Below are 21,742 nucleotides of genomic sequence, written 5' to 3' on the forward strand. Positions count from 1 at the left end.
TCATTCCCGAAGTGCCCGGACGCTCCGGCCAAAAAAAAACCGCCACCCGAAGGCAGCGGCTGTTGCGTTCTGCTTCCGAAGCAGGTGCTCAGACGTGATCGGTACTGCTGGTCTCGTCGCGCTTCTCACGCGGCGGCAGCGCCTGCTCGCCATGCACCAGGAACCACACGTTCTCGGCGATGTTGGTGGCATGGTCGCCCACGCGCTCCAGGTTCTTGGCCATGAACAGCAGGTGGGTGCACGGGGTGATGTTGCGCGGGTCTTCCATCATGTAGGTCAGCAGCTCGCGGAACAGCGCGGTGTACTGCGCATCCAGGCGTGCGTCGTCGTCGCGCAGTTCCAGGGCCGCGGCGGCATCGTTGTCGCGGTAGGCTTCGATCGCACGGCGCACCTGCTGGGCCGCCAGCCGGCCCAGCGCACGCAGGCCCTGGATCTGCGGCAGCGGTGGCACCTTGCTCAGGGCGATGGAGCGCTTGGCCACGTTGGCGGCGTAATCGCCGATGCGTTCGATGTCGGCCGGAATGCGCAGACCGGCCAGGATCTCGCGCAGGTCGCGCGCCATCGGACCGCGCAGCGCCAGGCGCATGACGTCGTGGCTGATGTGCTGTTCGAGCGCATCGATGGCTTCATCGTTGGCGATGATGCGCTGGGCGGCGTTCTCATCGCGCTTCTCGATGACGTCCATGGACGCCTCCAGCTGGGCGACGGCCATCTCGCCCATGCGCACGATCTCGGCCACCAGGCGCTGCTGTTCTTCGTCGTAGCTCTTGACGATGTGGTCGTTGGGAAGATTCATGGTCTGCAATCCGGGTAGCGCCAGGCCATGCCTGGCGGGGGCATTGGGTGAGGGGACAGCACCGGTCAACCGAAACGACCGGTGATGTAATCCTCGGTCTGCTGCTTGTTGGGCTGCGAGAAGATCACTTCGGTGCGGTCGTGTTCGATCAGGTCGCCCAGGTACATGAAGGCGGTGTAGTCGGAGACGCGCGCGGCCTGCTGCATGTTGTGGGTCACGATCACGATGGTGTAATCGTGCTTGAGCTCTTCCACCAGCTGCTCGATACGGCTGGTGGAGATCGGGTCCAGCGCCGAGGTCGGCTCATCGAGCAGCAGCACGTCCGGGCGCAGCGCCACGGCGCGGGCAATGCACAGACGCTGCTGCTGGCCACCGGACAGGCCCAGCGCGCTCTGGTTGAGCTTGTCCTTCACTTCGTCCCACAGCGCGCCCTGGCGCAGGGCCTGTTCGACGCGGTCGGTCATCTCCGATTTGGAGAGCTTCTCGTGGTGGCGGATGCCGTAGGCCACGTTCTCGAAGATGGTCATCGGGAACGGCACCGGCTTCTGGAACACCATGCCGACCTTGCTGCGCAGGCGGTTCATCGGGTACTTCGGCGAGAGGATGTTCTCGCCATCCAGCAGCACTTCACCGCGCGCTTCCAGCTTGGGGTACAGCGCGTAGATGCGGTTGAAGATGCGCAGCAGGGTGGACTTGCCGCAACCGGAGGGACCGATCAGCGCGGTGACGCGCTTTTCCGGGATCTCCAGGTCGATGCCCTTCAGCGCATGGAACTTGTCGTAGTAGAAATCCAGACCGCGCGCGGCCAGCTTGATCGGCGTCGGGGTCAGCAGGTTTTCATGCGAGGCCGGGACCACGATGCGCTGCATCGGCACGGCGTTGGAGAGATCGTTCATGGCGATGTCCGTGGAAAGGTCAGTCATGGGAGATACGGTTGCGCAGCAGGATGCCGCGCGCGGAAAGGCTGACCAGCAGCACGAACACGGTCAGCACCAGCGCGCCGGCCCAGGCCAGCACCTGCCAGGATTCATACGGGCTGCCGGCGAACTGGTTCATCACCACCGGCACCGAGGCCATCGGCTGGAACACGTTGCTGTTCCAGTACTGGTTGCCGAAGGCGGTGAACAGCAGCGGGGCGGTTTCACCGGAGATGCGGGCCAGCGCCAGCAGGATGCCGGTCACGATGCCGGCAGCGGCGCTGCGGTACAGCACCTGCACCGTTACCTTCCACTGCGGGATGCCCAGCGACAGCGCCGCTTCGCGCATCTGCGAGGGCACCAGGCGCAGCATTTCATCGGTGGTCCGCACCACCACCGGCAGCACGATGAAGGCCAGCGAGAGCGCACCGGCAAAGGCCGAGAACTGGCCGCCGGTCTGCATCACATACAGGGTGTAGACGAACAGGCCCAGCACGATCGATGGCGCAGAGAGCAGGATGTCGTTGACGAAGCGGACCACCGTGCCGGCCTTGCGGAAGTTGCCGTACTCGGCCAGCCAGGTGCCGGCGAGCACGCCCAGCGGGGTGCCGATCGCGATCGCCAGGCCGCACATCACGGCGCTGCCGAAGAACGCATTGGCCAGGCCGCCTTCCTGCATCGGCGGCGGTGTCATCTTGGTGAACAGGTCCAGGTTGATCCCGGCCAGGCCCTTGGAGGCCAGTGTCCACAGGATCCAGCCGAGGAAGAACAGGCCGAACAGCGCGGTCAGGCAGGACATCAGCAGCGCGACCACGTTGACGATGCGGCGGCGCAGGTACAGCGGTTGGGCGTTGGCGGTGGACATCAGTTGCCCTCCTTGCGGGCCAGGCGCATTAGCATCAGGCGGGCGATCGCCAGCACCACGAAGGTCACGATGAACAACACGAAGCCGAGCAGCAGCAGTGCCGAACGGTAGGTTTCAGTGGCTTCGCCGAAGTCGTTGGCGATCAGGGCGGCAATCGTGGTGCCCGGCTCGAGCAGCGAGGGCGACAGGCGCACGCTGTTGCCGATCACGAAGGCCACCGCCATGGTTTCACCCAGGGCGCGGCCCAGGCCCAGGAAGATGCCGCCGATCACCGCCGAGCGGGTGTAGGGCAGCACGATGTCCCAGCTCACTTCCCACTTGGTGGAACCCAGCGCGTAGGCCGATTCCTTCAGGCGGGTCGGCACGGTGAGGAACACTTCGCGCATCACCGAGGAGATGAAGGGGATCACCATGATCGCCAGCACGAAGCCGGCGGTGAGCACGCCGATGCCCAGCGGCGGGCCCTGGAACAGCGGGCCGATGATCGGCATCGTGCCCAGATGGTCGTTGAGGAACGGAGTGACGTACTCGGTCATCACCGGCACCAGCACGAACAGGCCCCACATGCCGTAGATGATCGAGGGGATACCGGCCAGCAGTTCGATGGCGGTACCGACCGGGCCACGCAGCCAGCGCGGGGCGACCTCGGTCAGGAAGAAGGCGATACCAAAGCTCACCGGGACGGCGATGACCATCGCGATCAGGGCGGTGACGAGGGTGCCGTAGATCGGTGCGAGCGCACCGAATTTGTTCTCGACCGGATTCCATTCGGACGAGTAGAAGAAGCTCAGGCCCTGCTCCTGCAGGGCATGGCGGCCGCCCCACAGCATGGAGAGCGCGGCGCAGGCCAGGGCGACCAGCACCAGGATGACGGTGGCGATCAGTACCCAGCGGAACAGTGTGTCGTTGCGGGCATCACGCAGGTCGCGGAGGGACGGTGCGGGAACAGGCTGGGCGATGGCATTCATGGCTGAGGCGGGGGCCCGAGTGGTGGTTCGGCAGGGTGGTGCGGCGAGGAAAGCGGGCCTGCGCTGTGCACAGGCCCGCTGTCTGGCTTACTTGAACTCGCTGGTCCAGTACGCTTCGATCTGGGTGACCAGTTCGGCCGGCAGCGGCACGTAGTGCAGTTCGTTGGCCTGGGCCTGGCCCTTTTCGAAGGCCCACTTGAAGAAGGCCAGCGTGTCCTTGCTGCGCTGGGCATCCTTGGGCTGCTTGTGCATCAGCATGAAGTTGGTGGCGGTGATCGGCCATGCCTGGTCGCCCGGGGCATTGGTGATGACCAGGTTGAAGTCCTTGGCGCTGGCCCAGTCGGCGCTGGCGGCGGCCGCGGCGAAGGTTTCCGCGCTCGGCTGTACCCAGTTGCCGGCGGCGTTCTGCATCGAGGCGTACGGCATGCCGTTCTGCAGCGCGTAGGCCAGTTCGACGTAGCCGATCGAGCCCTTGATCTGCTTCACATACGAGGCCACGCCTTCGTTGCCCTTGCCACCCACGCCGTCCGGCCACTGCACCGAGGTGCCTTCGCCGACCTTGCTCTTCCAGTCCGGGCTGACCTTGGAGAGGTAGTTGGAGAAGTTGAAGGTGGTGCCCGAGCCGTCCGAACGGTGGACCAGGGTGATCTTGCCGTCGGGCAGCTTCACACCCGGGTTGGCGGCGACGATGGCCGGGTCGTTCCAGGTCTTGACCTTGCCCAGGAAGATATCGGCCAGCAGGGCGCCGCTCAGGCGCAGCTTGCCGGCTTCCAGGCCGTCGATGTTGACCACCGGCACCACGCCGCCGATGGCGGACGGGAACTGGCCGAGGCCGGCCTGGGTCAGCTCTTCGCTGCTCAGCGGCTTGTCGGAAGAACCGAAGTCAACGGTGCCGGCCTTGATCTGGGCGATGCCGCCACCCGAACCGATCGACTGGTAATTGATCTTGGCGCCGGTGGCGGTGTTGTAGTCGGCCGACCACTTGGACACCAGCGGGAAAATGAAGGAGGCGCCTGCGCCGGAGATCTCGGCGGTCAGGCGGTCGCCGGCGGCCGGCGCGGCAGCGGGCGCGTCGGTGGCCGGCGCGGCGGCCTGGCCTTCAGCGCCCGGCTTGCAGGCGGAAAGACCCAGCGCGATGGCCAGGGAAAGGGCGGCAATGCTGGCCGTGTGCAGTTTCATGCGTCACTCCATAGCGGGATAAGGGCCGGTCTTTCCGGCGACGCGACTATGAAATGATGTTTTTGTTACAGCTTGATGACGCCGTGACCGAGCGCACGCCAAGCCTTGCGGCACAAGGGCCGGCCCTTTGGTGCCAGGCAACAAAAAGGCGCGGAACCTTGCGGTCCGCGCCCGATGGCGCCGGAAGGGGGAGAGAGGTCCCTCCGGCGCCATTGCCTCGTTGTGCGGTGGATCAGTACTTCAGGTTCTGCGACCAGTAGGTCTCGATCTGCTTGACCAGGGTGTCCGGCAGCGGCACGTAGTCCAGCTGCTTGGCCTGGGCATCGCCGCTCTTGTAGATCCAGCGGAAGAACTCCTGGGTGGCCTTGGCGTTGGCGACGTTCTTGGGCTGCTTGCGCACCAGGATGAAGTTGGTGGCGGTGATCGGCCACGCATCGGCGCCCGGGGCGTTGGTCATGACCAGGTAGAAGTCCTTGGCGCTGGCCCAGTCGGCGCTGGCGGCAGCGGCGGCGAAGGAGGTGTCGCTCGGCAGCACGATCTTGCCCGAGGCGTTCTTCATCGCGGCGTAGGACATCTTGTTCTGCAGCGCGTAGGACAGTTCGACGTAGCCGATGCCGCCCTTGATCTGCTTCACGTAGGCGGCGACGCCTTCGTTGCCCTTGCCGCCGATGCCGACCGGCCACTGGACCGAGGTGCCTTCACCCACCTTGGTCTTCCACTCCGGATTGACCTTGGAGAGGTAGTTGACGAAGTTGAAGGTGGTGCCCGAACCGTCCGAGCGGTGCACGACGGTGATCTTGCCGTCGGGCAGCTTGACGCCCGGGTTCAGCGCGGCGATCGCCGGGTCGTTCCAGGTCTTGATCTTGCCGAGGAAGATGTTGCCCAGGGTCGGGCCGTCCAGCTTCAGCGCGCCCGGGGCGATGCCGGCCACGTTGATCACCGGGACCACGCCGCCGATCACCGACGGGAACTGGGCCAGGCCGGCGGCAGCCAGTTCTTCCGGCTTCAGTGGGGCGTCGGAGGAGCCGAAATCAACGGTCGCGGCCTTGATCTGGGCGATACCACCACCGGAGCCGATGGACTGGTAGTTGACCTTCTTGCCGGTCGCGGTGCTGTAGTCGGCCGACCACTTGGACATGACCGGGTAGATGAACGAGGCGCCCGCGCCGGTCACATCGGCGGCGTTGGCGGCGAACACGGACGACGCGGCGAGGACGGCAACGGCGGCGCGCGATTTGAAGGCGTGGATCACGGGGTGGCTCCTGGGATGGATGAAGGTGCGGGGTGTCCCGCCCGGTGCTCATTCCATAACGGTTCGATGACAGCGCAGCGACTGTCATATGACTGCCTCGTGACACGCTTTCCGGGAGGGGTGTCACAACGGCTGCAGTGCCTCCGGAACCGCATAGCGGCGGCCATCGAAGCGCAGCACATGGCGCTCGCCTTCCACCGGTGTGTCCTGGTCGCGGCAGGTGTCGCCCTTCATCCAGCTGTGCGTGGTGACCCGGCGTTCGCGCAGGATGAGGTCGGCCAGGCCGTGTTTGCCTTTGGGTCCAACGGCCACGGTGCGCGATACGTCGGTGGAGTCGCCCGCGCAGCGGGTGTCCCACTCGGCCTGGAAGCGACGCAGCACCATCGGCGGGCCGAGCGTACGCAGCGTGTCTGCCTGCACCGCCAGCAGATACAACTGTTCTTCGCTGAACGGATTGGGTCCGGAGCCATTACGCCGCTGCACACGCAGGCCGAAGGCGAGGGTATCCGGCGCAAGCTGGTAGCGCGCAGTGTCCAGGTGCATGCCGTCGAAGAAGATCGCATCGCTGTCGAGTGCGCCGGACAGCACCGCCCATGCACGCGTGGCGAGGGTGTCGGAGTCGATCACCAGCACCTCCACGTCGCCATCGCGGGCGTCGTTGTCGCCGCCGTCGCGCCAGACCGGCGTGGCCAGCAGGGTCAGCTCGGGGCGTGCCGGCCAGCGCCGGCAGACGCTGCCGGCGGTGTCGCGGGTGTAGCCGAGGCGATCGGGCAGTGCGTCGTCCGCCCGCACCACGTACGCCTCCTCCGCGGCGGCCTGGGCGTCGTGGCAGTCCTGCGCCTGGGCGGGCAGGGGGGCAGCGCACGCGGCGGCCAGCAACAGCGGGAGTGCGATACGCATCGGGTCCATCCAGGGGCAAAGGGCGCCCAGCATACGCGCGCACGGGAAGAGCCACCCCATGGGGAGGCTCTACCGGTGCGGGGCACGAAAAAAGGCGCAGCCGAAGCTGCGCCTTTGTGTCATACGCGTGTGGCAGGGCTTACCAGAAGAACTGCAGGCGCGCTTCGAGGATGTTCGGATCGTCATTGACGAACGTACGCGCGGTGGAGCTGTACTTCTTGCTGTCCACCATTACGTAGTTCAGGGCGAACTTGGTGTTGGAGCGCCAGTAGTAGTTCACGCCCACGGTCCAGATATCCATCTTGCCGCCGAGCACGCCATCGACGATCGGCGGGCGACCGGCCACCGGGTTCGCCAGCAGGTTGCCGTCGTTGAGGTCCATGTGGTCGTAACGCGCACCCAGCTGCCACATGCCACGGCCCGGCTCGTCCGGCAGGCCGGTGGTCGGGGTGCCGCCCTTGTAGCCCCAGGTTTCGCCGCTGATGTTCCACAGGCCGCTGACGTAGTAGCCGTCGCTGGTGTAGTTGTCGTGCGAGTAACGCTTGGCCTTGCTGCTGTAGTACTCGGCCTGGGCCTTGAACGGGCCACCGATGTACATCGCTTCGGCACCGAGCGTGCTGACGCGGTCGGTGTCGACCAGGTTGCCGCTGTCGACCAGGCGCGCGGTGGCCAGGTCGGCGTTCGGACGGGCGCGCACGCGCAGGGTGTCGGCGTCGGTGTCGTAATCGACATAGCTCAGGCCGAAGTGCAGGACCTGGCCCTTCTCGTTGATCGGCGCCCAGGTACCACGCGCGCCGTAGCCGCTGCCGTGGGCCAGGTTGCGGGTCAGCTCGCGGCCGAAGGCGCTGGCGGTGACCGACCAGTTGTTGTCGCCGATGCTGTAGGCGCCACCGAGGCGGCGGGCAACGGCGTAGGTGTTGGTGACCGCGGCCTTGGAGATGAAGTCGTTGTTCTTGGTGCTGGAGAGTTCTTCCAGGCTGTTGGGCTGCTTGAACTGGCCGAACTGTACGAAGTGGTTGGCGTTGCCGGCCAGCTTGTACTTCAGGTTGGTGTCCAGGAACTTGTCGGCCTTGGCGTCGTAGCCCACCACCCATTCCACGTTGCCCGGGCCCTTGCCCTTGAGCACCAGCTCGGCGCGGCGCAGCTCGAACTCGCTGTTCTTGCCGTTGCCGGCGTCACCGCCATTGAGGTCGGTCACATCGTTGTCGAACCAGTTGCCGTCGACCTGGACCAGGCCTTCGAACGTGATTTCCGAACCGCCGATCACATCGATGGCCACTTCAGCGTGAGCGGCCGGAACGAACAGCGCAGCCGCCACGGCCGCAGTAAGAAGTTGGCGATGCAGTTTCATGGAAGGAGCCTTGCAGGCAGGTGGGAAGATGCTGCGCAGGCTAATTAGTGAAGATTGCGTAAATGTGACAGTTTCAGACAAACCGTCATCGCCCGTAGCCCAAGCGGCGTCAGGGATGGCTATTGATGCCCGGCGGACATGACCGCCGGGTTGCGTGAATATGGCAGTCGCGCGGCCCGTTCAGGCCGCGGTCTTTTCCTTGAACCGGCACAGGTCGCGGATCACGCATTGCGGGCAGTCCGGCTTGCGTGCCTTGCACACGTAACGACCGTGCAGGATCAGCCAGTGATGTGCATCGAGCAGGAACTCGGCCGGGATGACCTTGACCAGCAGATCCTCCACCGCGCGCACGTCCTTGCCCGGTGCCAGGCCGGTACGGTTGGAGACGCGGAAGATGTGGGTATCCACCGCCATCACCGGTTCACCGAAGGCGGTGTTGAGCACCACGTTGGCGGTCTTGCGGCCGACGCCGGGTAGCGCTTCGAGCGCGGCACGATCGCGCGGCACCTCGCCGTCGTGCTGGTCCACCAGCATCGCGCAGGCCGCGATCACGTTCTTGGCCTTGGCGTTGTAAAGACCGATGGTCGCGATGTACTGCTTCAAGCCTTCCTCACCGAGAGCGAGGATCGCCTGCGGCGTGTTGGCGACCGGAAACAGCTTGCGCGTGGCCTTGTTGACGCCCACGTCGGTGGCCTGCGCGGACAACGTCACCGCCACCAGCAGTTCGAACGGCGAGCTGTACTCCAGTTCGGTCTTCGGGTGCGGGTTGAGTTCGCGCAGGCGGGTGAACATTTCGATCACGTCGGCCTTGGGCATGCGTGCCGTACGTGCGGTGGTTTTCTTCATCGTTGCCATCAGGAGGTGCGGCCTGCCGCTTTCGCCTTGGCGCGCGCGAGGATCGCGGCGGCGGCCGAGGGCAGGGCGGGTTTCTGGATCTGCGGGGTGGGGGCGGGGGCGCGGCGCGCATCGCGCTCGGCCGCGCGGCGCGCGAGCCGCTGCTGGCGCTGACGGTAACGCGCGCGGGCGGCCCAGGCCCGTTGCAGCTGCTGCTGCGCGTGCTGCAGGCGCAGCGGCAGATCGGGATGCCCAGGCAGCAGCTGCGCGTCGCCCGGTTGCGGGACGTAGTCCATCAGCCCGGCGGCCAGCGCGGCATCCCATTGATCGTCAAGGACGAGTGCCAGCAGGTGTGCCGGCGAAGCAGTAGCGGAAGGCGACATGGCTCAGCGGTTCTGGAACACCGGCGGGCGGCGCGCCAGGAACGCGCTGGTGCCTTCGCGCATGTCCTCGGTGGCGAACATCAGGCCGAACTGCGCACTCTCATATTCCAGCCCTTCGCCCAGCGGGCACTCGCCGCCGATGTGGATCGCATCCAGGACGCCGCGCAGCGCCAGTGGCGCGGCCGAGGCCAATTGCGACGCGAGGGTCTGGACCCGGGCATCCAGTTCGGCGGCGGGGACGACCTCGTTGACGATGCCCAGCTGCGCGGCGCGGGTGGCCGTGATCGGGGTGCCGAGCAGGCACAGCTCCAGCGCAGCGGCGCGGCCGCACAGGCGCAGCAGCCGCTGGCTGCCGCCGAAGCCGGGCATCAGCCCCAGATTGACCTCCGGCTGGCCTACCTTGGCGGTCTCCGCCGCCACCCGGAGGTGGCAGGCCATGGCCAGTTCCAGGCCACCGCCCAGCGCAAAACCGTTGATCTTGCCGATCACCGGCTTGGGCATCCGCTCGATGCGCCGCATCAATCCCTGGCCGAGCAGCGAGAAATCACGACCCTGAACCGCGCTCAGGCCGTTCATTTCCGCAATGTCCGCGCCGGCCACGAAGGCCTTGGGGCCGGCGCCGGTCAGCACCACCACCCGCACCGCCGGGTCGGCAGCGGCCTCGGAGAACGCAGTATCAAGGGCTTCCAGAGTCGCCCGGTTGAGGGCGTTGAGTTTGTCCGGGCGGTTGACCGTCACGGTGCGCACGGCGGCATCGTCCATAATCGAGATAAGGGCGTCGGCCACGGCAGGACTCCTGAAAACGTTAAAAAAAAGTGATGTTGAACTCTCGAAACAAAGTCAGGTCAGAGCCTGCGTCGTTAGTGGCGGTTCAACGTTGCGGCGGCTATCCTAACCCGTCGCCTCAGGGCGGCCCAACGCGTCCTGAGTTACCACCCCTGGAGAAAAGTTTGATGAAGTTGCGTTCTATCGCGGTCGCCGTCGCGGCCCTGGCCCTGACGGGCAATGCCTTCGCCCAGGACACTTCGTCCGAAAAGGGCAAGCTGAGCTATTACTTCGGTTACGACTACGGTAACAACCTGGCTGAACTCACCGCACGCGGCGAGCAGCTGGACATCAACTCGGTGGTGAAGGGCCTGCAGGATGCCTACGCCAAGAAGCAGCCGTCGATCACGGCCGAACAGTTGAAGCCCGCCGTCGAAGCCTTCCAGAAGCGTGAGCAGGGTCGTGCGCAGGCCGCCAAGGCCGAGTACGACAAGGCTGCCGCCGAGAACAAGACCAAGAGCGATCAGTTCCTGGCCCAGAACAAGGCCAAGACCGGCGTGCAGTCGCTTCCGAGCGGCGTGCAGTACCGCGTGATCGAAGCCGGCAAGGGCGCCAAGCCGACCCAGGCCAGCACCGTGCAGCTGGAAGTGGCCGGTCCGTACCCTTTCGGCACCCGTCCGGCCGAAGCGCGTCCGGCCCAGCAGATCCCGGGCATCAAGGTCAGCGAAGTTGAGATGAAGGCCATGCGTGAAGCCCTGCTGCAGATGCCGGCCGGCTCCAAGTGGGAAGTGACGCTGCCGCCGGACCAGGCCTATGGTGCCGATCCGCGCACGCCGTTCCCGCCGAACGTCGCGGTGCAGTTCGAAATCAAGCTCGTCAGCGTCAAGTAATTTCCGCAACATCAAGAACGCGCCGGTGGCAACACCGGCGCGTTTTTTGTTTGCGTGCATTCGCGTTACTGTTGACCGGTGCAATCGATGGAAGAATCCCCGCATGCCGTGCCCTCTCCCTGCATCGGAATCTGCGCGCTGGATCGCGCCGGTGTCTGCACGGGCTGCCTGCGCACCGTGGATGAAATCACCCGCTGGCGAACCATGAGCCGAACCGAACAGCATCACGTCATGCAGCACACGCTGCCCCTGCGCGAACAACTGCGGCAATCGCTGCGCGGTTCGCTGGCCGAACACGAGCGCCTGCTGCGCGCGCTGCATCCGCTGGACCAGCCGCCGCCCGGCGATGGATGGAACCGCAGCGAGCTGATCGATCTGTTGCCGCCCGGTCCGCCTGTTGAAGCGGCCGTGCTGGCCGGCATCATTCCGCGCGAAGGCGGCGCCCAGGTGCTGCTGACCCGGCGCACCGACACGCTGCGTCATCACGGTGGCCAGGTCGGTTTTCCCGGTGGCCGCATGGAACCGGAGGACCGCGATGCGGTGGCCGCCGCGATCCGTGAGAGCGACGAGGAAATCGCCCTGAAGCATGATCAGGTGCAGGTGCTCGGGTATCTGGATCCGTTCGTGACGATTACCGGTTATCGGGTGATGCCGGTGGTGGCCGTGATCGATCCCGCGTTCGTGGCCGTACCCGAACCGGGTGAGGTTGCCGAAGTCTTCGAAGTGCCGCTGTCTTACCTGATGGACCCGGCCAACCTGCACCACGTCGAGATCGACCACCGCGGCCGCATCCGCCACGTGCTCGAATACGGCTGGCCGGGCCAGCGGATCTGGGGCGCGACCGCCGCCATTCTCTACAACCTGCGTCGCCGCCTGGAGCAGACCACATGACCACGCCGCTGATCGATGTCGCCACCCTCGCACAAGCACTGGGCGAGGGCGCGATGCGCCTCATGGATGCGCGGGCGACCGCCAGTGCCGCCCCCGCCCTGCGGGTGGTGGATGCGCGGTTCTCGTTGGCCGATCCGCACTCCGGTGCGCAGCTGTATGCCCAGGGTCATCTGCCCGGCGCGCTGTACGCCGATCTCAACCGAGATCTGTCCGACCTGCGCCGCACCGGCCATGGCCGTCACCCGCTGCCGGACAGCGATGCGTTCGCCGCACGCCTGGGCGAGTGGGGCATCGGGCCGGATACCGCGGTCGTGGTCTACGACGCCGGCGACGGCAGCATGGCCGCCGCACGGCTGTGGTGGCTGCTGCGGCTGATCGGGCATGCGCAGGTGCGCGTGCTCGACGGTGGTTTCGCGGCCTGGCAGGCGGCCGGTCTGCCGGTCACCGCCGCGTTGCCGCAGGTGACCCCGTTGCCGCCGTATCCGGGGCAGTTCGACCGCCGCCAGATCGCCTCGGTGGAGGAAGTGCAGGCGCGTCTCAAGCACGCCCCGGGCTGGCTGATCGATGCGCGGGCCGGCGAACGCTTCCGTGGCGAAGTGGAGCCACTGGATCCGGTGGCCGGCCATGTGCCCGGCGCGGTGAACCGTCCGTTTGCGTTGAATGTGCATGACGGGCGGTTGCGCCCGGCGGAGGATCTGCGCGCGGCGCTGCAGCCGCTGCTCGGCACGCATGCCCCGGACGAGGTCGTCTTGATGTGCGGCTCCGGCGTGACCGCCTGCCATCTGCTGCTGGCAATGGAAGCCGCCGGCCTGGACGGCGCGCGGATCTATGCCGATTCGTGGAGCGGCTGGGTCAGCGACCCGTCACGCCCGGTCACAACCGGCTGATCATCGGCACACCCGCTCACCCACGCAATTCCTGCAACGGCACCGCCGCCAGCACGCGCGGCCACGGGAACAGCGGGCCCGGATCGCGCTTGCGCGGTACCCGCCGCTCCGGATCGTCGCTGGCCACTTCCTCGCGCGTATCCAGCCACTCATGCCCGGCGATATGCGCCAGTGCCGGCAGCGTTGCGCACAGGTGCTGCAGCAGATCGATCAGCGCCGCGATCTGCGCATCGGGGTAGGGCTCATCCATCGCCTGGTGGCGGGAATCCCACCAGTGCGGGTAGCGCCCGGTGTTGACCAGCTCGATGCCGATCGAGCGCGGATTGAAGCCACTGACCTGATGCGCGATGCGGTCCAGTGGCACGTACTGGACGATGCGCCCGTCGCGGTCGATGTAGTAGTGCCCGCTGTTGCCGGTGCCGCTCTCATACAGCACACGCTCACCGTACTCGCGGGCCATCGCCAGGTCCGGCAGCTCGGTGCAGTGGATGACCACCAGATCGATATCGTCGTGCGTGCGGGGCAGCAGCCTGTCCTGGTAGGGCAGGGGCTGTGCATCGATGGCGGGCGGGGCGCGGTCGGGCATGCGGCGATGCTAGCATTTGGGCATGAACGCTCCCATCGATTCCCGCGCGGTATGCGCATGAGCCGCGGCCACTGCATCCTCTCCCATGGCTTTGAAAGCGGCCCGGACGCCATCAAGGTGACCGCCCTGGCCGAGGTGGCCGAACGCCTGGGCTGGACCCACGAGCGCCCGGATTACACCGACCTGGATGCCCAGCGCGAGGTCAGCAGCCTGGGCGATGTACGCGCCCGCCTGCAGCGCCTGGTCACCCTGGCCACCGCCCGTGCGGCGCAGGGCCCGGTGGTCCTGGCCGGCTCCAGCCTAGGCTCCTACATCTCGGCCATCGCCTCGCTGCAGGTGCCCGTGCGGGGGCTGTTCCTGATGGTGCCGCCGACCCGGATGGGGCCGATGCCGGCGCTGGACGCCGCGCGGGTGCCGACCAGCGTGGTGCATGCCTGGCATGACGAGCTGATCCCCCCGGCCGAGGTGATCGCCTGGGCGCAGGCGCGCTCGGCACGCCTGCTGATGGTGGACGACGGGCACCGCCTGACCGATCACGTCGAGGCCTCGGGCCGGGCCTTCGAGGAACTGCTGGCCTCGCTGTAACCGGGCGATCCCGCCCACGTCACGTACAATGGCCCCCCGGGCTTCGCGCCCGGCTGCTTGCCGTGCCCGTGGGCACCCCCTCTCCGCTGACCTGCGATACCGATTCCGTGAAATTCTTTGTTTCCTGCGCCAAGGGCCTGGAGTATCTGCTCGCCGACGAACTGTTGGCGCTCGGCCTGGACAAGGCCACCGCCACCATTTCCGGCGTCAACGCCGAGGGCGAGCTGGCGCAGGCGCAGCGCGTGGTGCTGTGGTCGCGCCTGGCCAGCCGGGTGCTGTGGCCGCTGGCCGAGTTCGAGTGCCCGGACGAGGGCTCGCTCTACCAGGGCGTGTCGGCGATGGCGTGGGAGCAGCACATCAGCCCCGAGCTGACCCTGTCGGTGGACGCGCATGTGTCCGGCACCGAGATCACGCACGCGCGCTTTGCCGCGCAGCGGGTCAAGGATGGCGTGGTCGACAGTCTGCGCGCGCAGGGCCTGGAGCGGCCGTCGGTGAACGTGGAGTTCCCGGATGTGCGCATCAACCTGTCGCTGCGCAAGGGCCGCGCCACGATCTCGATCGATCTCGGCGGTGGCCCGATGCACCGCCGTGGCTGGCGCATGGCGCAGAACGAAGCGCCGCTGAAGGAAAACCTGGCCGCGGCCGTGCTGCTGCGTGCCAACTGGCCGAAGATCCACAGTGAAGGCGGTGGCCTGCTCGACCCGATGTGCGGCAGTGGCACGCTGCTGATCGAGGGCGCGCTGATGGCCGCCGACGTCGCCCCGGGCCTGCAGCGCCACGGCAGCATCCCGCCGAGCCGCTGGCTGGGCTTCGACCGCGACAGCTGGAACACCCTGATGGCCGAAGCGCGTACGCGCGAAGAAGCCGGCCGAAGTGCGCTCAAGCAGGTTATCCACGGCAGCGATATCGACCCGCATGCGATCCGCGCGGCCAAGGAAAATGCCGAAACCGCCGGTGTCGCCCACGCGATCTGGTTCGGCGTGCGCGACGTGGCCGATGTGCAGGTGCCACTGCAGGAAACCGGCTGCGTGGTCTGCAATCCGCCCTACGACGAGCGCCTGGCCGCCGATGCGCTGCTGTACCGCCGCCTCGGCGACGCGCTCAAGCGCGCGGTGCCGCAGTGGCGTGCCAGCCTGCTGTGCGGCAGCGAGGATCTGGCCTTCGCCACCGGCCTGCGCGCCAACAAGAAGTACCAGCTGTTCAACGGTGCCATCGAGTGCGCGCTGATTGTCTGCGACCCGATCGCCGTGCCGCAGCGCGAGAATGCCGGCCAGCCGCGCGAGCTCAGCGAAGGCGCGCAGATGGTGGCCAACCGCCTGCGCAAGAACATCAAGAAATTCAAGACGTGGCGCACGCGCGAGAGCATCACCTGCTACCGCGTCTACGATGCCGATCTGCCCGAGTACGCGGCCGCCATCGATGTCTACGAGGAAGACGGCGGTGCCCGTCGCACCTTCCTGCATGTGCAGGAATACGCCGCCCCGGCGACGATTCCGGATGTCGATGTGCGTCGCCGCCGCAACGAGCTGCTCTCGGCCGCGCGCGAGGTCTTCCAGGTGCCGGCCGAGCAGGTCGCGCTGAAGTCGCGCGAGCGTGGCAAGGGCGGCAGCAAGTACGGCCGGTTCGAGCAGCGCGGCGAGTTCGTGCTGGTGCGCGAGAACGATGCCCTGCTGCGCGTGAACGTGTTCGATTATCTGGACACCGGCCTGTTCCTGGACCATCGTCCGCTGCGCTGGCATATGGCGCAGGAAGCCCAGGGCAAGCGTTTCCTCAACCTGTTCTGCTACACCGGCGTCGCCTCGGTACAGGCCGCCGTGGCCGGTGCCGCGACCACCACCAGCGTGGATCTGTCCGGTACGTACCTGCAGTGGTGTGCCGACAACCTCGCCCTGAACGGCAAGGGCGGCAGCCAGCACCAGCTGATCCAGGCCGATGCACTGGCGTGGCTGGAGGCCGAGCGCCACCGCTTCGACGTGATCTTCTGCGATCCGCCGACCTTCTCCAACTCCGCCCGTGCCGATGATTTCGACATCCAGCGCGAACACGTGCGCCTGCTGCGCGCGGCCGTGGCCCGCCTGAGCCCGGAAGGCGTGCTGTATTTCTCCAACAACTTCCGCCGCTTCAAGCTGGACGATGAAGCGATCAAGGAATTCGCGGAGTGCAAGGAGATTTCGCCCGAGACCATCGGGGCGGACTTCGAACGCAACCCGCGCATCCACCGCGCGTGGGAACTGCGCCGCTACGGCGCCTGACGGAGGAAGGCTGACATGGACTCCAGCCCGCTCCACGCCGAGGGACTGCTGCTGCGGCCGTTCGAGGATGCCGACGCCGCCCCGTTCGCGGCGGCGGTGCGCGAATCGGCCGAGGGCATGCAGCGCTGGATGCCGTGGAGCGCCGTTGATTACCGCGTCGAGCAGGCACTGCAGTGGTTCCAGGCCTGCCGGGACGGCTGGGTGGATGGCACGGCCTGCGAGTACGGAATCTTCGACCAGGACACGGCCGCCTTCCTCGGCGGCGCAGGACTGAACCGGATCCAGAGCGATCCGCGGTTCTGCAACCTGGGCTACTGGGTGCGGCAGTCATGCCGCGGCCAGGGCGTGGCGCCCCGTGTCGTCCGGGCGCTGGCTGCCCAGGCGTTCGGGCCGCTGGGGCTGCAACGGGTGGAGATCGTCGTGGCGGTGGGCAACCTCGCCAGCGAACGGGTCGCGGTGAAGTCCGGCGCCCTGCGCGAGGGCGTGGCGCGCAACCGACTGGTCATCGACGGCCGTCCTGCCGACGCGCACATGTTCTCACTGGTGCCCTGAGCGGCGATCGCGATGCGGCTGCGCACCTGCTTTCTCAGCGCGCGACCAGCGCCACCGCCAGCCCCACTACCGGCAACACCCAGGCCAGCGGCGCAATCCAGCGCGGGCGGTACGGATACAGCCCGAACGCGATCAGCAACCCGCTGATCGTCAGCGCGCCCAGCCACAGCACCGGGCCGATCGCCCAGCCGTGATCGAGCACGCACAATGCGAAGGCGACGGTCAGCAACGTCCAACCCACCCAGCGCCACACCCGCATGCGCGATGCGCTGGCGCCGGCTTTGCCGTGCAGGTCCAGCTGGTGCTTGTCCATGGCCAGCGACAGCGCCGTGAACGCGGAGAAGGTCAGTGTGATCGCGAGCAGCATCATGCCGTCGCCTCCGCAGCAGCGGCCTGCTGGCGGCGCTTCTTCTCAGCCGCGCTCAGCGGTGGCTGCCAACGCTGCATGCGATGGCCGCAGTAGGCCAGCATCGCGCCGAAGGCGAGCATGGTCAGATCGAACCCGGCCAGCACCCAGTCACCGGTGCGCAGGGTGACGCCCAGATGCGCCTGCGTGGTGAAGGCGTTGACCACCGGAATCAGGGCGAACAGCACGCCCCCCAGGTACAGCTGCCAGGTCCACATCATCCGCTTGGGCCAGATGAAACCGGCCAGCAATGCGGCGGCCCAGGCATAGAAGAACGCATTGACCTCGGCGTTGGAGCGCTCGGCCATCTGCACCGGCAGCAGGCGATTGGCCAGGAAATAGGTGGCGAACGCGATCGGCAGGCCGGCCACCGCACCGATGTTGAGCGCGTCGACCAGGCGCAGGCCGAACCCGGTCTTGCCGGACTTGGCGTGCTTGGGCCGCTCCTTGACCGCCCACAGCACCACGCCGCTGGCGACCATCAGGCAGCCGATCAGGCCGGACAGGAAGAACAGCGCACGCAGGCCCCAATCGGCGAAGCGCGCCAGGTGCAGCCCGTACATCACACCGCGGGTCTGGGTCGCACCACCGGAGGCCGGACTGGCCTCGAGCAATTGCCCGGTGACGGCGTTGAAGCGCAGCGACGGGGTATCCACCGACAGGCGCTTCCCATCGCGCTGGGTGATATCCACGATCGCATTCGCTGCGCCCGGGTGGTACAGGGTGAAGCCGGCGACATCCGCCCCCTTCCATTCGGCGCGGGCGCTGTCCAGCAGCTGCTGGATCGGCAGCGGTGTGGCGCGTCCTTCGGCGGGGGTCTCGATCTCGGCCAGACGCGCGAAGGCCTCGCTGAAGAACGCCTCCTCATCCTTGGGGTAGGCCACGCTCACGCCCCAGGGCAGGTACATGAACATCAAGGTGACGATGCCGGTATAGGTGATCATCGCGTGGTACGGCAGCGCCATCACCGCGCTGACGTTATGGAAATCCAGCCACGAACGCAGGCCCTTCTCCGGGCGGAAGGTGAAGAAGTCCTTGAAGATCTTCTTGTGCGTGATCACGCCGGTGATGATCGCCACCAGCATGAACATCGCGCAGAAGCCGACCAGATAACGCGCCCAGTACACCGGGATGTAGTGCAGGTCGAAATGCAGGCGGTAGAAGAAGTCGCCACCGCGGGTTTCGCGTGCGGCGATTTCCTCGCCCGTGTTCGGATCGACGGTGGCATCGCCGAAGCGACCACCGCCGCGCCGGCGGCGCTCGCCTTCCACCGGCGGCTTGACCATCGATTCGGGATTGCGCCAGAACATGCGCATCGCCGGATTGCGCGGGTCGGGCAGGGTGACGTTCCAGCTCTCGGCCTGCGGCGCCTTGTGCTGCAGGAAGGTCAGGGCGCGCTCGGCGGCCACATCGGCGGTGACGCTGCTGCGCGGCAGCTCCGGGCGCATCCAGCGGCTGATCTCTTCGCGGTAATAGCTGGCGGTGCCGGCCATGAAGATCAGCAGCAGCAGCCAACCGACCAGCAGGCCGGTCCAGGTGTGCAGCCACGCCATCGATTGGCGGAATCCGTTCTTCATGCAGCCCCCTGCAGCAGGCGGGTGCCCACCCAGAACAGCAGGGTGGGAATCAGGATGCCCACCCAGGCGCGCAGCGCGGTGCGGGTAGCGAACGCCCACAGGGCCGCGCAGGCGCACAGCACGATCGCCACCAGCATGCCGGTCAGCACGGCTTGCCCGCGCGCGATCGGCAGCGCGACCGCGAAGAACATCGAGCAGGTGGCAGCCAGCGCGTAGCCGCCGAACATCGCAGCGAGCGAACGTGACAAGACACCCAGCCAAGGGCGGGTGAAGAAGGAACCAAGACGGTTGAACCTGGCGCTGGCGTGCGGCGTGCTGTCCACGGAAACCTGCTGATCGATCGGGGAAACGGGCATCACCGGCCGCAGCCGGTGATGAAGAATAGTGGCCATCCGTGGCCGTGTTCACTGCGCGTCGCAGTGGTCCCTTGGAGCCGGTGTCAGAGCTTCCAGCGCAGGTTCAACATCACGTTGCGCGGTTCGCCCCAGTACACGCCGTTGTAGAAACCGACGTTGCTGAAATACTTCTTGTCGAGCAGGTTGTTGACGTTGAGCTGCGCGGAGAAGTTGTCGTTGAAGCGGTAGCCGGCGAACACATTCACCAGGTAGAACGCGTCCTGGGTGATGAACGCCGATTCGGTACGGCCGCTGGTCGCGTAATCCGCGCGCGGCTTGGTGCTGGTGCGGTAGATCCGGCTCTGCCAGGTCACCCCGCCGCCCAGCGACAGGCGGTTCCATTCACCGCTCGGGCGCCAGCTGGTGTTGAGGCGGAACGTGTCCACCGGGTTGGCGGTGTTCTGCGCCACGCCGGCCTGGTTGCGGATGGTGGTGTGCGCGAAACCGGCCGAGAGGTTCCAGTTCTCGGTCAGGCTGCCTTGGGCTTCCAGTTCCCAGCCCTTGACCTTGTTGCCCTTGCCGGTGGAACGGTAGGCGCTGCTGCCATCGGGCAGCGAGGCGGCCGGTACCGAATCGTCGAGCTCGGCCACATTGTCCTTCTCGCCCTTGAACACCGCGGCGGAGGTATTCAGGCGCCCGCCGAAGAATTCACCCTTCAGGCCGGCCTCCCACATGTCGCCGACCACCGGCTCCAGGTAGTCGTTGTTCCTGTCGCGGTAGTCCTGCGGCTGGAAGATGTCGGTGTAGCTGGCGTAGGCGCTGAACTGCCTGCTGAAATCGTAGACCAGGCCGAAATAAGGGGTCAGCGAATCGTCCGGCTTGTAGCCGCCACGGGTGGTACCGGTGCGGTTGCCGGCCGCATCGTGGGTGTAGCGCCAGCTGCGGGTTTCCCAGCTCCCATAGCGCGCGCCGAGCACGGCCAGCAACGGATCGGCCAGCTGCAGGCGGGCGGCCACGTAGGCGGCCTTCTGCGTCAGCTCGTTCTCCGAGGCCAGCCAGTCATGCCGGGTGAGCGGCAACGGGGCGACATCCCCGGTCCAGGTGCGCCAGTCCGGTACGACGTCGTAGCCCGGCGGCTGCGTGAACTCCGAAGCCGGCGATTCGCCCTTGCGAACGGACTGGCCGACGCCGAACACCAGTTCATGCTCACGGCCGAACAGCTGGAACGGGCCACTGGCGTTGAGATCGAACACGGTCATTTCGCTGCGTTCGGCGAAATGCGAGAGGTAGGCGCGCACACCGGTGCCATCCGGCGCCGGATAGCCCTGGGCGCCATACCAGACGTCGCCATCGGTGTTGCGCTTGGCCTGGGTCGCGCTGGCCTTCAGCGACCAGCCGTTGCCGAGCTGCTGCTCCAGGCGCACGAAGGTAGTCTTCTCCACGATCGGCCAGCTGCTCCAGCGTGCCGAGAGGTTGGTCGAGCGCGGCAGGTTGGCCGGCTTGCCGTCCGGACCCCAGTACGGCACCACGCCCCAGGTCACGCCCTTGGTTTCCGGCGACTGGTAGTCATAGCCGACTTCGAACAGGGTGCTGTCGGTCAGGTCGGCCTGCACGATGCCGTAGAACACGTCCTTGTCCAGACGGTACACATCGCGGAAGGAATCGCTCTGCTGCTTGGCGGCGACGAAGCGCGCACGCACGCGGCCCTCCAGCGCGACCGGGCCGCCGATGTCCGCCTCCAGGCGCTGGTTGCCCCAGCGGCCCAGGGTCAGCCCGGCGCTCATCGCCATCTCCTGGGTCGGGCGCTTGCGGACCATGTTGATGGTGCCCGACGGATCACCGGCGCCGGTGGTCAGGCCGGTCGCGCCGCGGACCACTTCGATGCGTTCGTAGATCGCGCTGTCGGTGTTGGTCTTGAGCGAGCCACCAAACGTGTTGAGCATCCCGTCGATCTGGAAATTGGTGATGCTGTAGCCACGCGAGATGTAGTTGATGCGCTCTGAATCGGTGACCGACACATGCACGCCGGTAACCTGGCCCATCACATCGGACAGCGCGTACAGGCCCATGTCGTCCAGGCGCTGGCGGGTCAGCACGGTGACCGACTGGGGGGTATGGCGCAGCGACAGGCTCAACTTGGTGGCGGTGCTGGCCTGCTTGACCGTATAGGCGTTCGGGATCTCGCCATCGGCGGTCACCTTGACCGTGTCCAGCGTGGTCGCATCGCCAGGTTCGGCCTCGGCGAATGCCGGCAGCGCCGGTCCGGCGAGGGCAGCAACGAGGGCGATCGCCAACAACGAGGGCCGGGACAACGGTGAAGCAGACGAGCAGGGCATGGCAACACTTCCAGTGTGGGAGAACGTCAGCGCGCCAGGCACAGCGGCGCTGCCGAAGGCAGCAGGGCAGGCAGGGCAAGCGGATCAGGAGGTGTACACGGGGCGTTGCGCGGGGAAGCCGTCATGCATCCGGGCGCGGATTGGCTGGGCGTACAGTCGATCAGTGAATGATAGTCATTATCATTTCGTTAGACAAGCGTCACGGTGGCGTGGAGCGCTGGGGAAAATCCATGCG

At 66.8% G+C, this 21,742-nt stretch carries 22 protein-coding genes; 6 read left to right on the forward strand and 16 right to left on the reverse strand.

What is annotated here, in order from left to right:
• Window positions 1-88: 88 nt before the first annotated feature.
• The 11 genes from phoU to ACTT2I_RS04790 form a co-directional block, all read right to left on the reverse strand.
• Window positions 89-796 (reverse strand): phosphate signaling complex protein PhoU, encoded by a 708-nt coding sequence (gene phoU / locus ACTT2I_RS04740; protein WP_019185895.1) that lies wholly within the window; start codon window positions 794-796, stop codon window positions 89-91.
• A gap of 65 nt (window positions 797-861) precedes the next feature.
• A complete protein-coding gene (gene pstB / locus ACTT2I_RS04745; protein WP_421099758.1) occupies window positions 862-1,692 on the reverse strand; it encodes a phosphate ABC transporter ATP-binding protein PstB in 831 nt (276 codons plus the stop codon).
• Between the two features lie 19 nt (window positions 1,693-1,711).
• A complete protein-coding gene (gene pstA, locus ACTT2I_RS04750; RefSeq protein WP_019185893.1) occupies window positions 1,712-2,578 on the reverse strand; it encodes a phosphate ABC transporter permease PstA in 867 nt (288 codons plus the stop codon).
• Complete coding sequence (gene pstC, locus ACTT2I_RS04755) at window positions 2,578-3,546, reverse strand: phosphate ABC transporter permease subunit PstC (protein ID WP_019185892.1); 969 nt, start codon at window positions 3,544-3,546, stop codon at window positions 2,578-2,580. Before pstC ends, pstA begins: the two co-directional genes overlap by 1 nt.
• Before the next feature lie 87 nt (window positions 3,547-3,633).
• Complete coding sequence (pstS, locus tag ACTT2I_RS04760; RefSeq protein WP_421099692.1) at window positions 3,634-4,725, reverse strand: phosphate ABC transporter substrate-binding protein PstS; 1,092 nt, start codon at window positions 4,723-4,725, stop codon at window positions 3,634-3,636.
• A gap of 232 nt (window positions 4,726-4,957) precedes the next feature.
• Window positions 4,958-5,977, reverse strand: a complete 1,020-nt coding sequence (pstS, locus tag ACTT2I_RS04765) for a phosphate ABC transporter substrate-binding protein PstS (protein WP_070471808.1) — start codon at window positions 5,975-5,977, stop codon at window positions 4,958-4,960.
• A 123-nt stretch (window positions 5,978-6,100) separates the two neighbouring features.
• On the reverse strand, window positions 6,101-6,877 hold the full coding sequence (locus ACTT2I_RS04770) for a hypothetical protein (RefSeq protein ID WP_421099691.1): 777 nt from the start codon (window positions 6,875-6,877) through the stop codon (window positions 6,101-6,103).
• 139 nt (window positions 6,878-7,016) lie between these two features.
• A complete protein-coding gene (locus ACTT2I_RS04775) occupies window positions 7,017-8,228 on the reverse strand; it encodes an OprO/OprP family phosphate-selective porin (RefSeq protein WP_443096794.1) in 1,212 nt (403 codons plus the stop codon).
• Window positions 8,229-8,408: 180 nt separating this feature from the next.
• Window positions 8,409-9,083, reverse strand: a complete 675-nt coding sequence (gene nth, locus ACTT2I_RS04780) for an endonuclease III (protein WP_421099689.1) — start codon at window positions 9,081-9,083, stop codon at window positions 8,409-8,411.
• A complete protein-coding gene (locus tag ACTT2I_RS04785) occupies window positions 9,083-9,445 on the reverse strand; it encodes a hypothetical protein (protein ID WP_293980306.1) in 363 nt (120 codons plus the stop codon). The genes nth and ACTT2I_RS04785 overlap by 1 nt, the downstream gene beginning before the upstream one ends.
• A 3-nt stretch (window positions 9,446-9,448) precedes the next feature.
• Window positions 9,449-10,207 carry an enoyl-CoA hydratase/isomerase family protein gene (locus ACTT2I_RS04790; RefSeq protein ID WP_421099757.1) on the reverse strand — a complete coding sequence of 253 codons (759 nt, stop codon included), beginning with the start codon at window positions 10,205-10,207 and terminating at the stop codon, window positions 9,449-9,451.
• Between the two features lie 191 nt (window positions 10,208-10,398).
• Here ACTT2I_RS04790 and ACTT2I_RS04795 point away from each other — a divergent pair, with 191 nt between their 5' ends.
• From ACTT2I_RS04795 to ACTT2I_RS04805, 3 genes are all read left to right on the forward strand, one after another.
• Window positions 10,399-11,100 carry an FKBP-type peptidyl-prolyl cis-trans isomerase N-terminal domain-containing protein gene (locus ACTT2I_RS04795; protein WP_088433054.1) on the forward strand — a complete coding sequence of 234 codons (702 nt, stop codon included), beginning with the start codon at window positions 10,399-10,401 and terminating at the stop codon, window positions 11,098-11,100.
• Between the two features lie 87 nt (window positions 11,101-11,187).
• Window positions 11,188-11,991, forward strand: a complete 804-nt coding sequence (locus ACTT2I_RS04800; RefSeq protein ID WP_421099688.1) for a CoA pyrophosphatase — start codon at window positions 11,188-11,190, stop codon at window positions 11,989-11,991.
• Entirely contained in the window at window positions 11,988-12,878 is an 891-nt protein-coding gene (locus tag ACTT2I_RS04805) for a sulfurtransferase (protein WP_421099687.1), read from the forward strand. The genes ACTT2I_RS04800 and ACTT2I_RS04805 overlap by 4 nt, the downstream gene beginning before the upstream one ends.
• Window positions 12,879-12,894: 16 nt before the next feature.
• On the opposite strand, the gene ACTT2I_RS04810 is transcribed toward ACTT2I_RS04805, so the two are convergent.
• Window positions 12,895-13,464 (reverse strand): N-acetylmuramoyl-L-alanine amidase, encoded by a 570-nt coding sequence (locus ACTT2I_RS04810; protein ID WP_088433051.1) that lies wholly within the window; start codon window positions 13,462-13,464, stop codon window positions 12,895-12,897.
• A 57-nt stretch (window positions 13,465-13,521) separates the two neighbouring features.
• Between ACTT2I_RS04810 and ACTT2I_RS04815 the strand changes: the two genes are divergently transcribed.
• The 3 genes from ACTT2I_RS04815 (at window position 13,522) to ACTT2I_RS04825 (ending at window position 16,853) form a co-directional block, all read left to right on the forward strand.
• Window positions 13,522-14,049, forward strand: a complete 528-nt coding sequence (locus tag ACTT2I_RS04815; RefSeq protein ID WP_421099686.1) for a hypothetical protein — start codon at window positions 13,522-13,524, stop codon at window positions 14,047-14,049.
• Window positions 14,050-14,156: 107 nt separating this feature from the next.
• Window positions 14,157-16,301 carry a bifunctional 23S rRNA (guanine(2069)-N(7))-methyltransferase RlmK/23S rRNA (guanine(2445)-N(2))-methyltransferase RlmL gene (gene rlmKL, locus ACTT2I_RS04820; RefSeq protein WP_421099685.1) on the forward strand — a complete coding sequence of 715 codons (2,145 nt, stop codon included), beginning with the start codon at window positions 14,157-14,159 and terminating at the stop codon, window positions 16,299-16,301.
• 15 nt (window positions 16,302-16,316) lie between these two features.
• Window positions 16,317-16,853: a GNAT family N-acetyltransferase gene (locus ACTT2I_RS04825; RefSeq protein ID WP_421099684.1), complete on the forward strand. Its 537-nt coding sequence runs from the start codon at window positions 16,317-16,319 to the stop codon at window positions 16,851-16,853.
• Window positions 16,854-16,887: 34 nt separating this feature from the next.
• Here the strand turns inward: ACTT2I_RS04825 and ACTT2I_RS04830 are convergent, their stop codons facing one another.
• From ACTT2I_RS04830 to ACTT2I_RS04845, 4 genes are all read right to left on the reverse strand, one after another.
• Complete coding sequence (locus ACTT2I_RS04830; protein ID WP_088433050.1) at window positions 16,888-17,223, reverse strand: DUF3325 domain-containing protein; 336 nt, start codon at window positions 17,221-17,223, stop codon at window positions 16,888-16,890.
• Window positions 17,220-18,836, reverse strand: a complete 1,617-nt coding sequence (locus ACTT2I_RS04835) for a PepSY-associated TM helix domain-containing protein (RefSeq protein ID WP_293980322.1) — start codon at window positions 18,834-18,836, stop codon at window positions 17,220-17,222. The genes ACTT2I_RS04830 and ACTT2I_RS04835 overlap by 4 nt, the downstream gene beginning before the upstream one ends.
• A complete protein-coding gene (locus ACTT2I_RS04840; RefSeq protein WP_253247664.1) occupies window positions 18,833-19,192 on the reverse strand; it encodes a DUF3649 domain-containing protein in 360 nt (119 codons plus the stop codon). Before ACTT2I_RS04840 ends, ACTT2I_RS04835 begins: the two co-directional genes overlap by 4 nt.
• An 83-nt stretch (window positions 19,193-19,275) precedes the next feature.
• Window positions 19,276-21,507: a TonB-dependent siderophore receptor gene (locus ACTT2I_RS04845; RefSeq protein ID WP_421099683.1), complete on the reverse strand. Its 2,232-nt coding sequence runs from the start codon at window positions 21,505-21,507 to the stop codon at window positions 19,276-19,278.
• Window positions 21,508-21,742: the final 235 nt, after the last annotated feature.

Origin of the sequence: Stenotrophomonas sp. PUT21 (genome assembly GCF_052232875.1) — a bacterium.
In the GTDB taxonomy this organism is placed as follows: Bacteria; Pseudomonadota; Gammaproteobacteria; order Xanthomonadales; family Xanthomonadaceae; genus Stenotrophomonas; species Stenotrophomonas maltophilia_N.

Excerpts from the sequence above, each read along its gene's own strand:
- ACTT2I_RS04775 (WP_443096794.1), bottom strand. The coding sequence starts at position 8,228 with ATGAAACTGCATCGCCAACTTCTTACTGCGGCCGTGGCGGCTGCGCTG.
- ACTT2I_RS04825 (WP_421099684.1), top strand. The coding sequence starts at position 16,317 with ATGGACTCCAGCCCGCTCCACGCCGAGGGACTGCTGCTGCGGCCGTTC.
- pstA (WP_019185893.1), bottom strand. The coding sequence starts at position 2,578 with ATGTCCACCGCCAACGCCCAACCGCTGTACCTGCGCCGCCGCATCGTC.
- pstC (WP_019185892.1), bottom strand. The coding sequence starts at position 3,546 with ATGAATGCCATCGCCCAGCCTGTTCCCGCACCGTCCCTCCGCGACCTG.
- phoU (WP_019185895.1), bottom strand. The coding sequence starts at position 796 with ATGAATCTTCCCAACGACCACATCGTCAAGAGCTACGACGAAGAACAG.
- ACTT2I_RS04795 (WP_088433054.1), top strand. The coding sequence starts at position 10,399 with ATGAAGTTGCGTTCTATCGCGGTCGCCGTCGCGGCCCTGGCCCTGACG.
- ACTT2I_RS04770 (WP_421099691.1), bottom strand. The coding sequence starts at position 6,877 with ATGCGTATCGCACTCCCGCTGTTGCTGGCCGCCGCGTGCGCTGCCCCC.
- ACTT2I_RS04835 (WP_293980322.1), bottom strand. The coding sequence starts at position 18,836 with ATGAAGAACGGATTCCGCCAATCGATGGCGTGGCTGCACACCTGGACC.
- ACTT2I_RS04805 (WP_421099687.1), top strand. The coding sequence starts at position 11,988 with ATGACCACGCCGCTGATCGATGTCGCCACCCTCGCACAAGCACTGGGC.
- ACTT2I_RS04800 (WP_421099688.1), top strand. The coding sequence starts at position 11,188 with ATGGAAGAATCCCCGCATGCCGTGCCCTCTCCCTGCATCGGAATCTGC.
- ACTT2I_RS04840 (WP_253247664.1), bottom strand. The coding sequence starts at position 19,192 with ATGCCCGTTTCCCCGATCGATCAGCAGGTTTCCGTGGACAGCACGCCG.
- ACTT2I_RS04830 (WP_088433050.1), bottom strand. The coding sequence starts at position 17,223 with ATGATGCTGCTCGCGATCACACTGACCTTCTCCGCGTTCACGGCGCTG.
- ACTT2I_RS04810 (WP_088433051.1), bottom strand. The coding sequence starts at position 13,464 with ATGCCCGACCGCGCCCCGCCCGCCATCGATGCACAGCCCCTGCCCTAC.
- nth (WP_421099689.1), bottom strand. The coding sequence starts at position 9,083 with ATGGCAACGATGAAGAAAACCACCGCACGTACGGCACGCATGCCCAAG.
- pstB (WP_421099758.1), bottom strand. The coding sequence starts at position 1,692 with ATGAACGATCTCTCCAACGCCGTGCCGATGCAGCGCATCGTGGTCCCG.
- pstS (WP_421099692.1), bottom strand. The coding sequence starts at position 4,725 with ATGAAACTGCACACGGCCAGCATTGCCGCCCTTTCCCTGGCCATCGCG.
- ACTT2I_RS04790 (WP_421099757.1), bottom strand. The coding sequence starts at position 10,207 with ATGGACGATGCCGCCGTGCGCACCGTGACGGTCAACCGCCCGGACAAA.
- ACTT2I_RS04785 (WP_293980306.1), bottom strand. The coding sequence starts at position 9,445 with ATGTCGCCTTCCGCTACTGCTTCGCCGGCACACCTGCTGGCACTCGTC.
- ACTT2I_RS04815 (WP_421099686.1), top strand. The coding sequence starts at position 13,522 with ATGAGCCGCGGCCACTGCATCCTCTCCCATGGCTTTGAAAGCGGCCCG.
- ACTT2I_RS04845 (WP_421099683.1), bottom strand. The coding sequence starts at position 21,507 with ATGCCCTGCTCGTCTGCTTCACCGTTGTCCCGGCCCTCGTTGTTGGCG.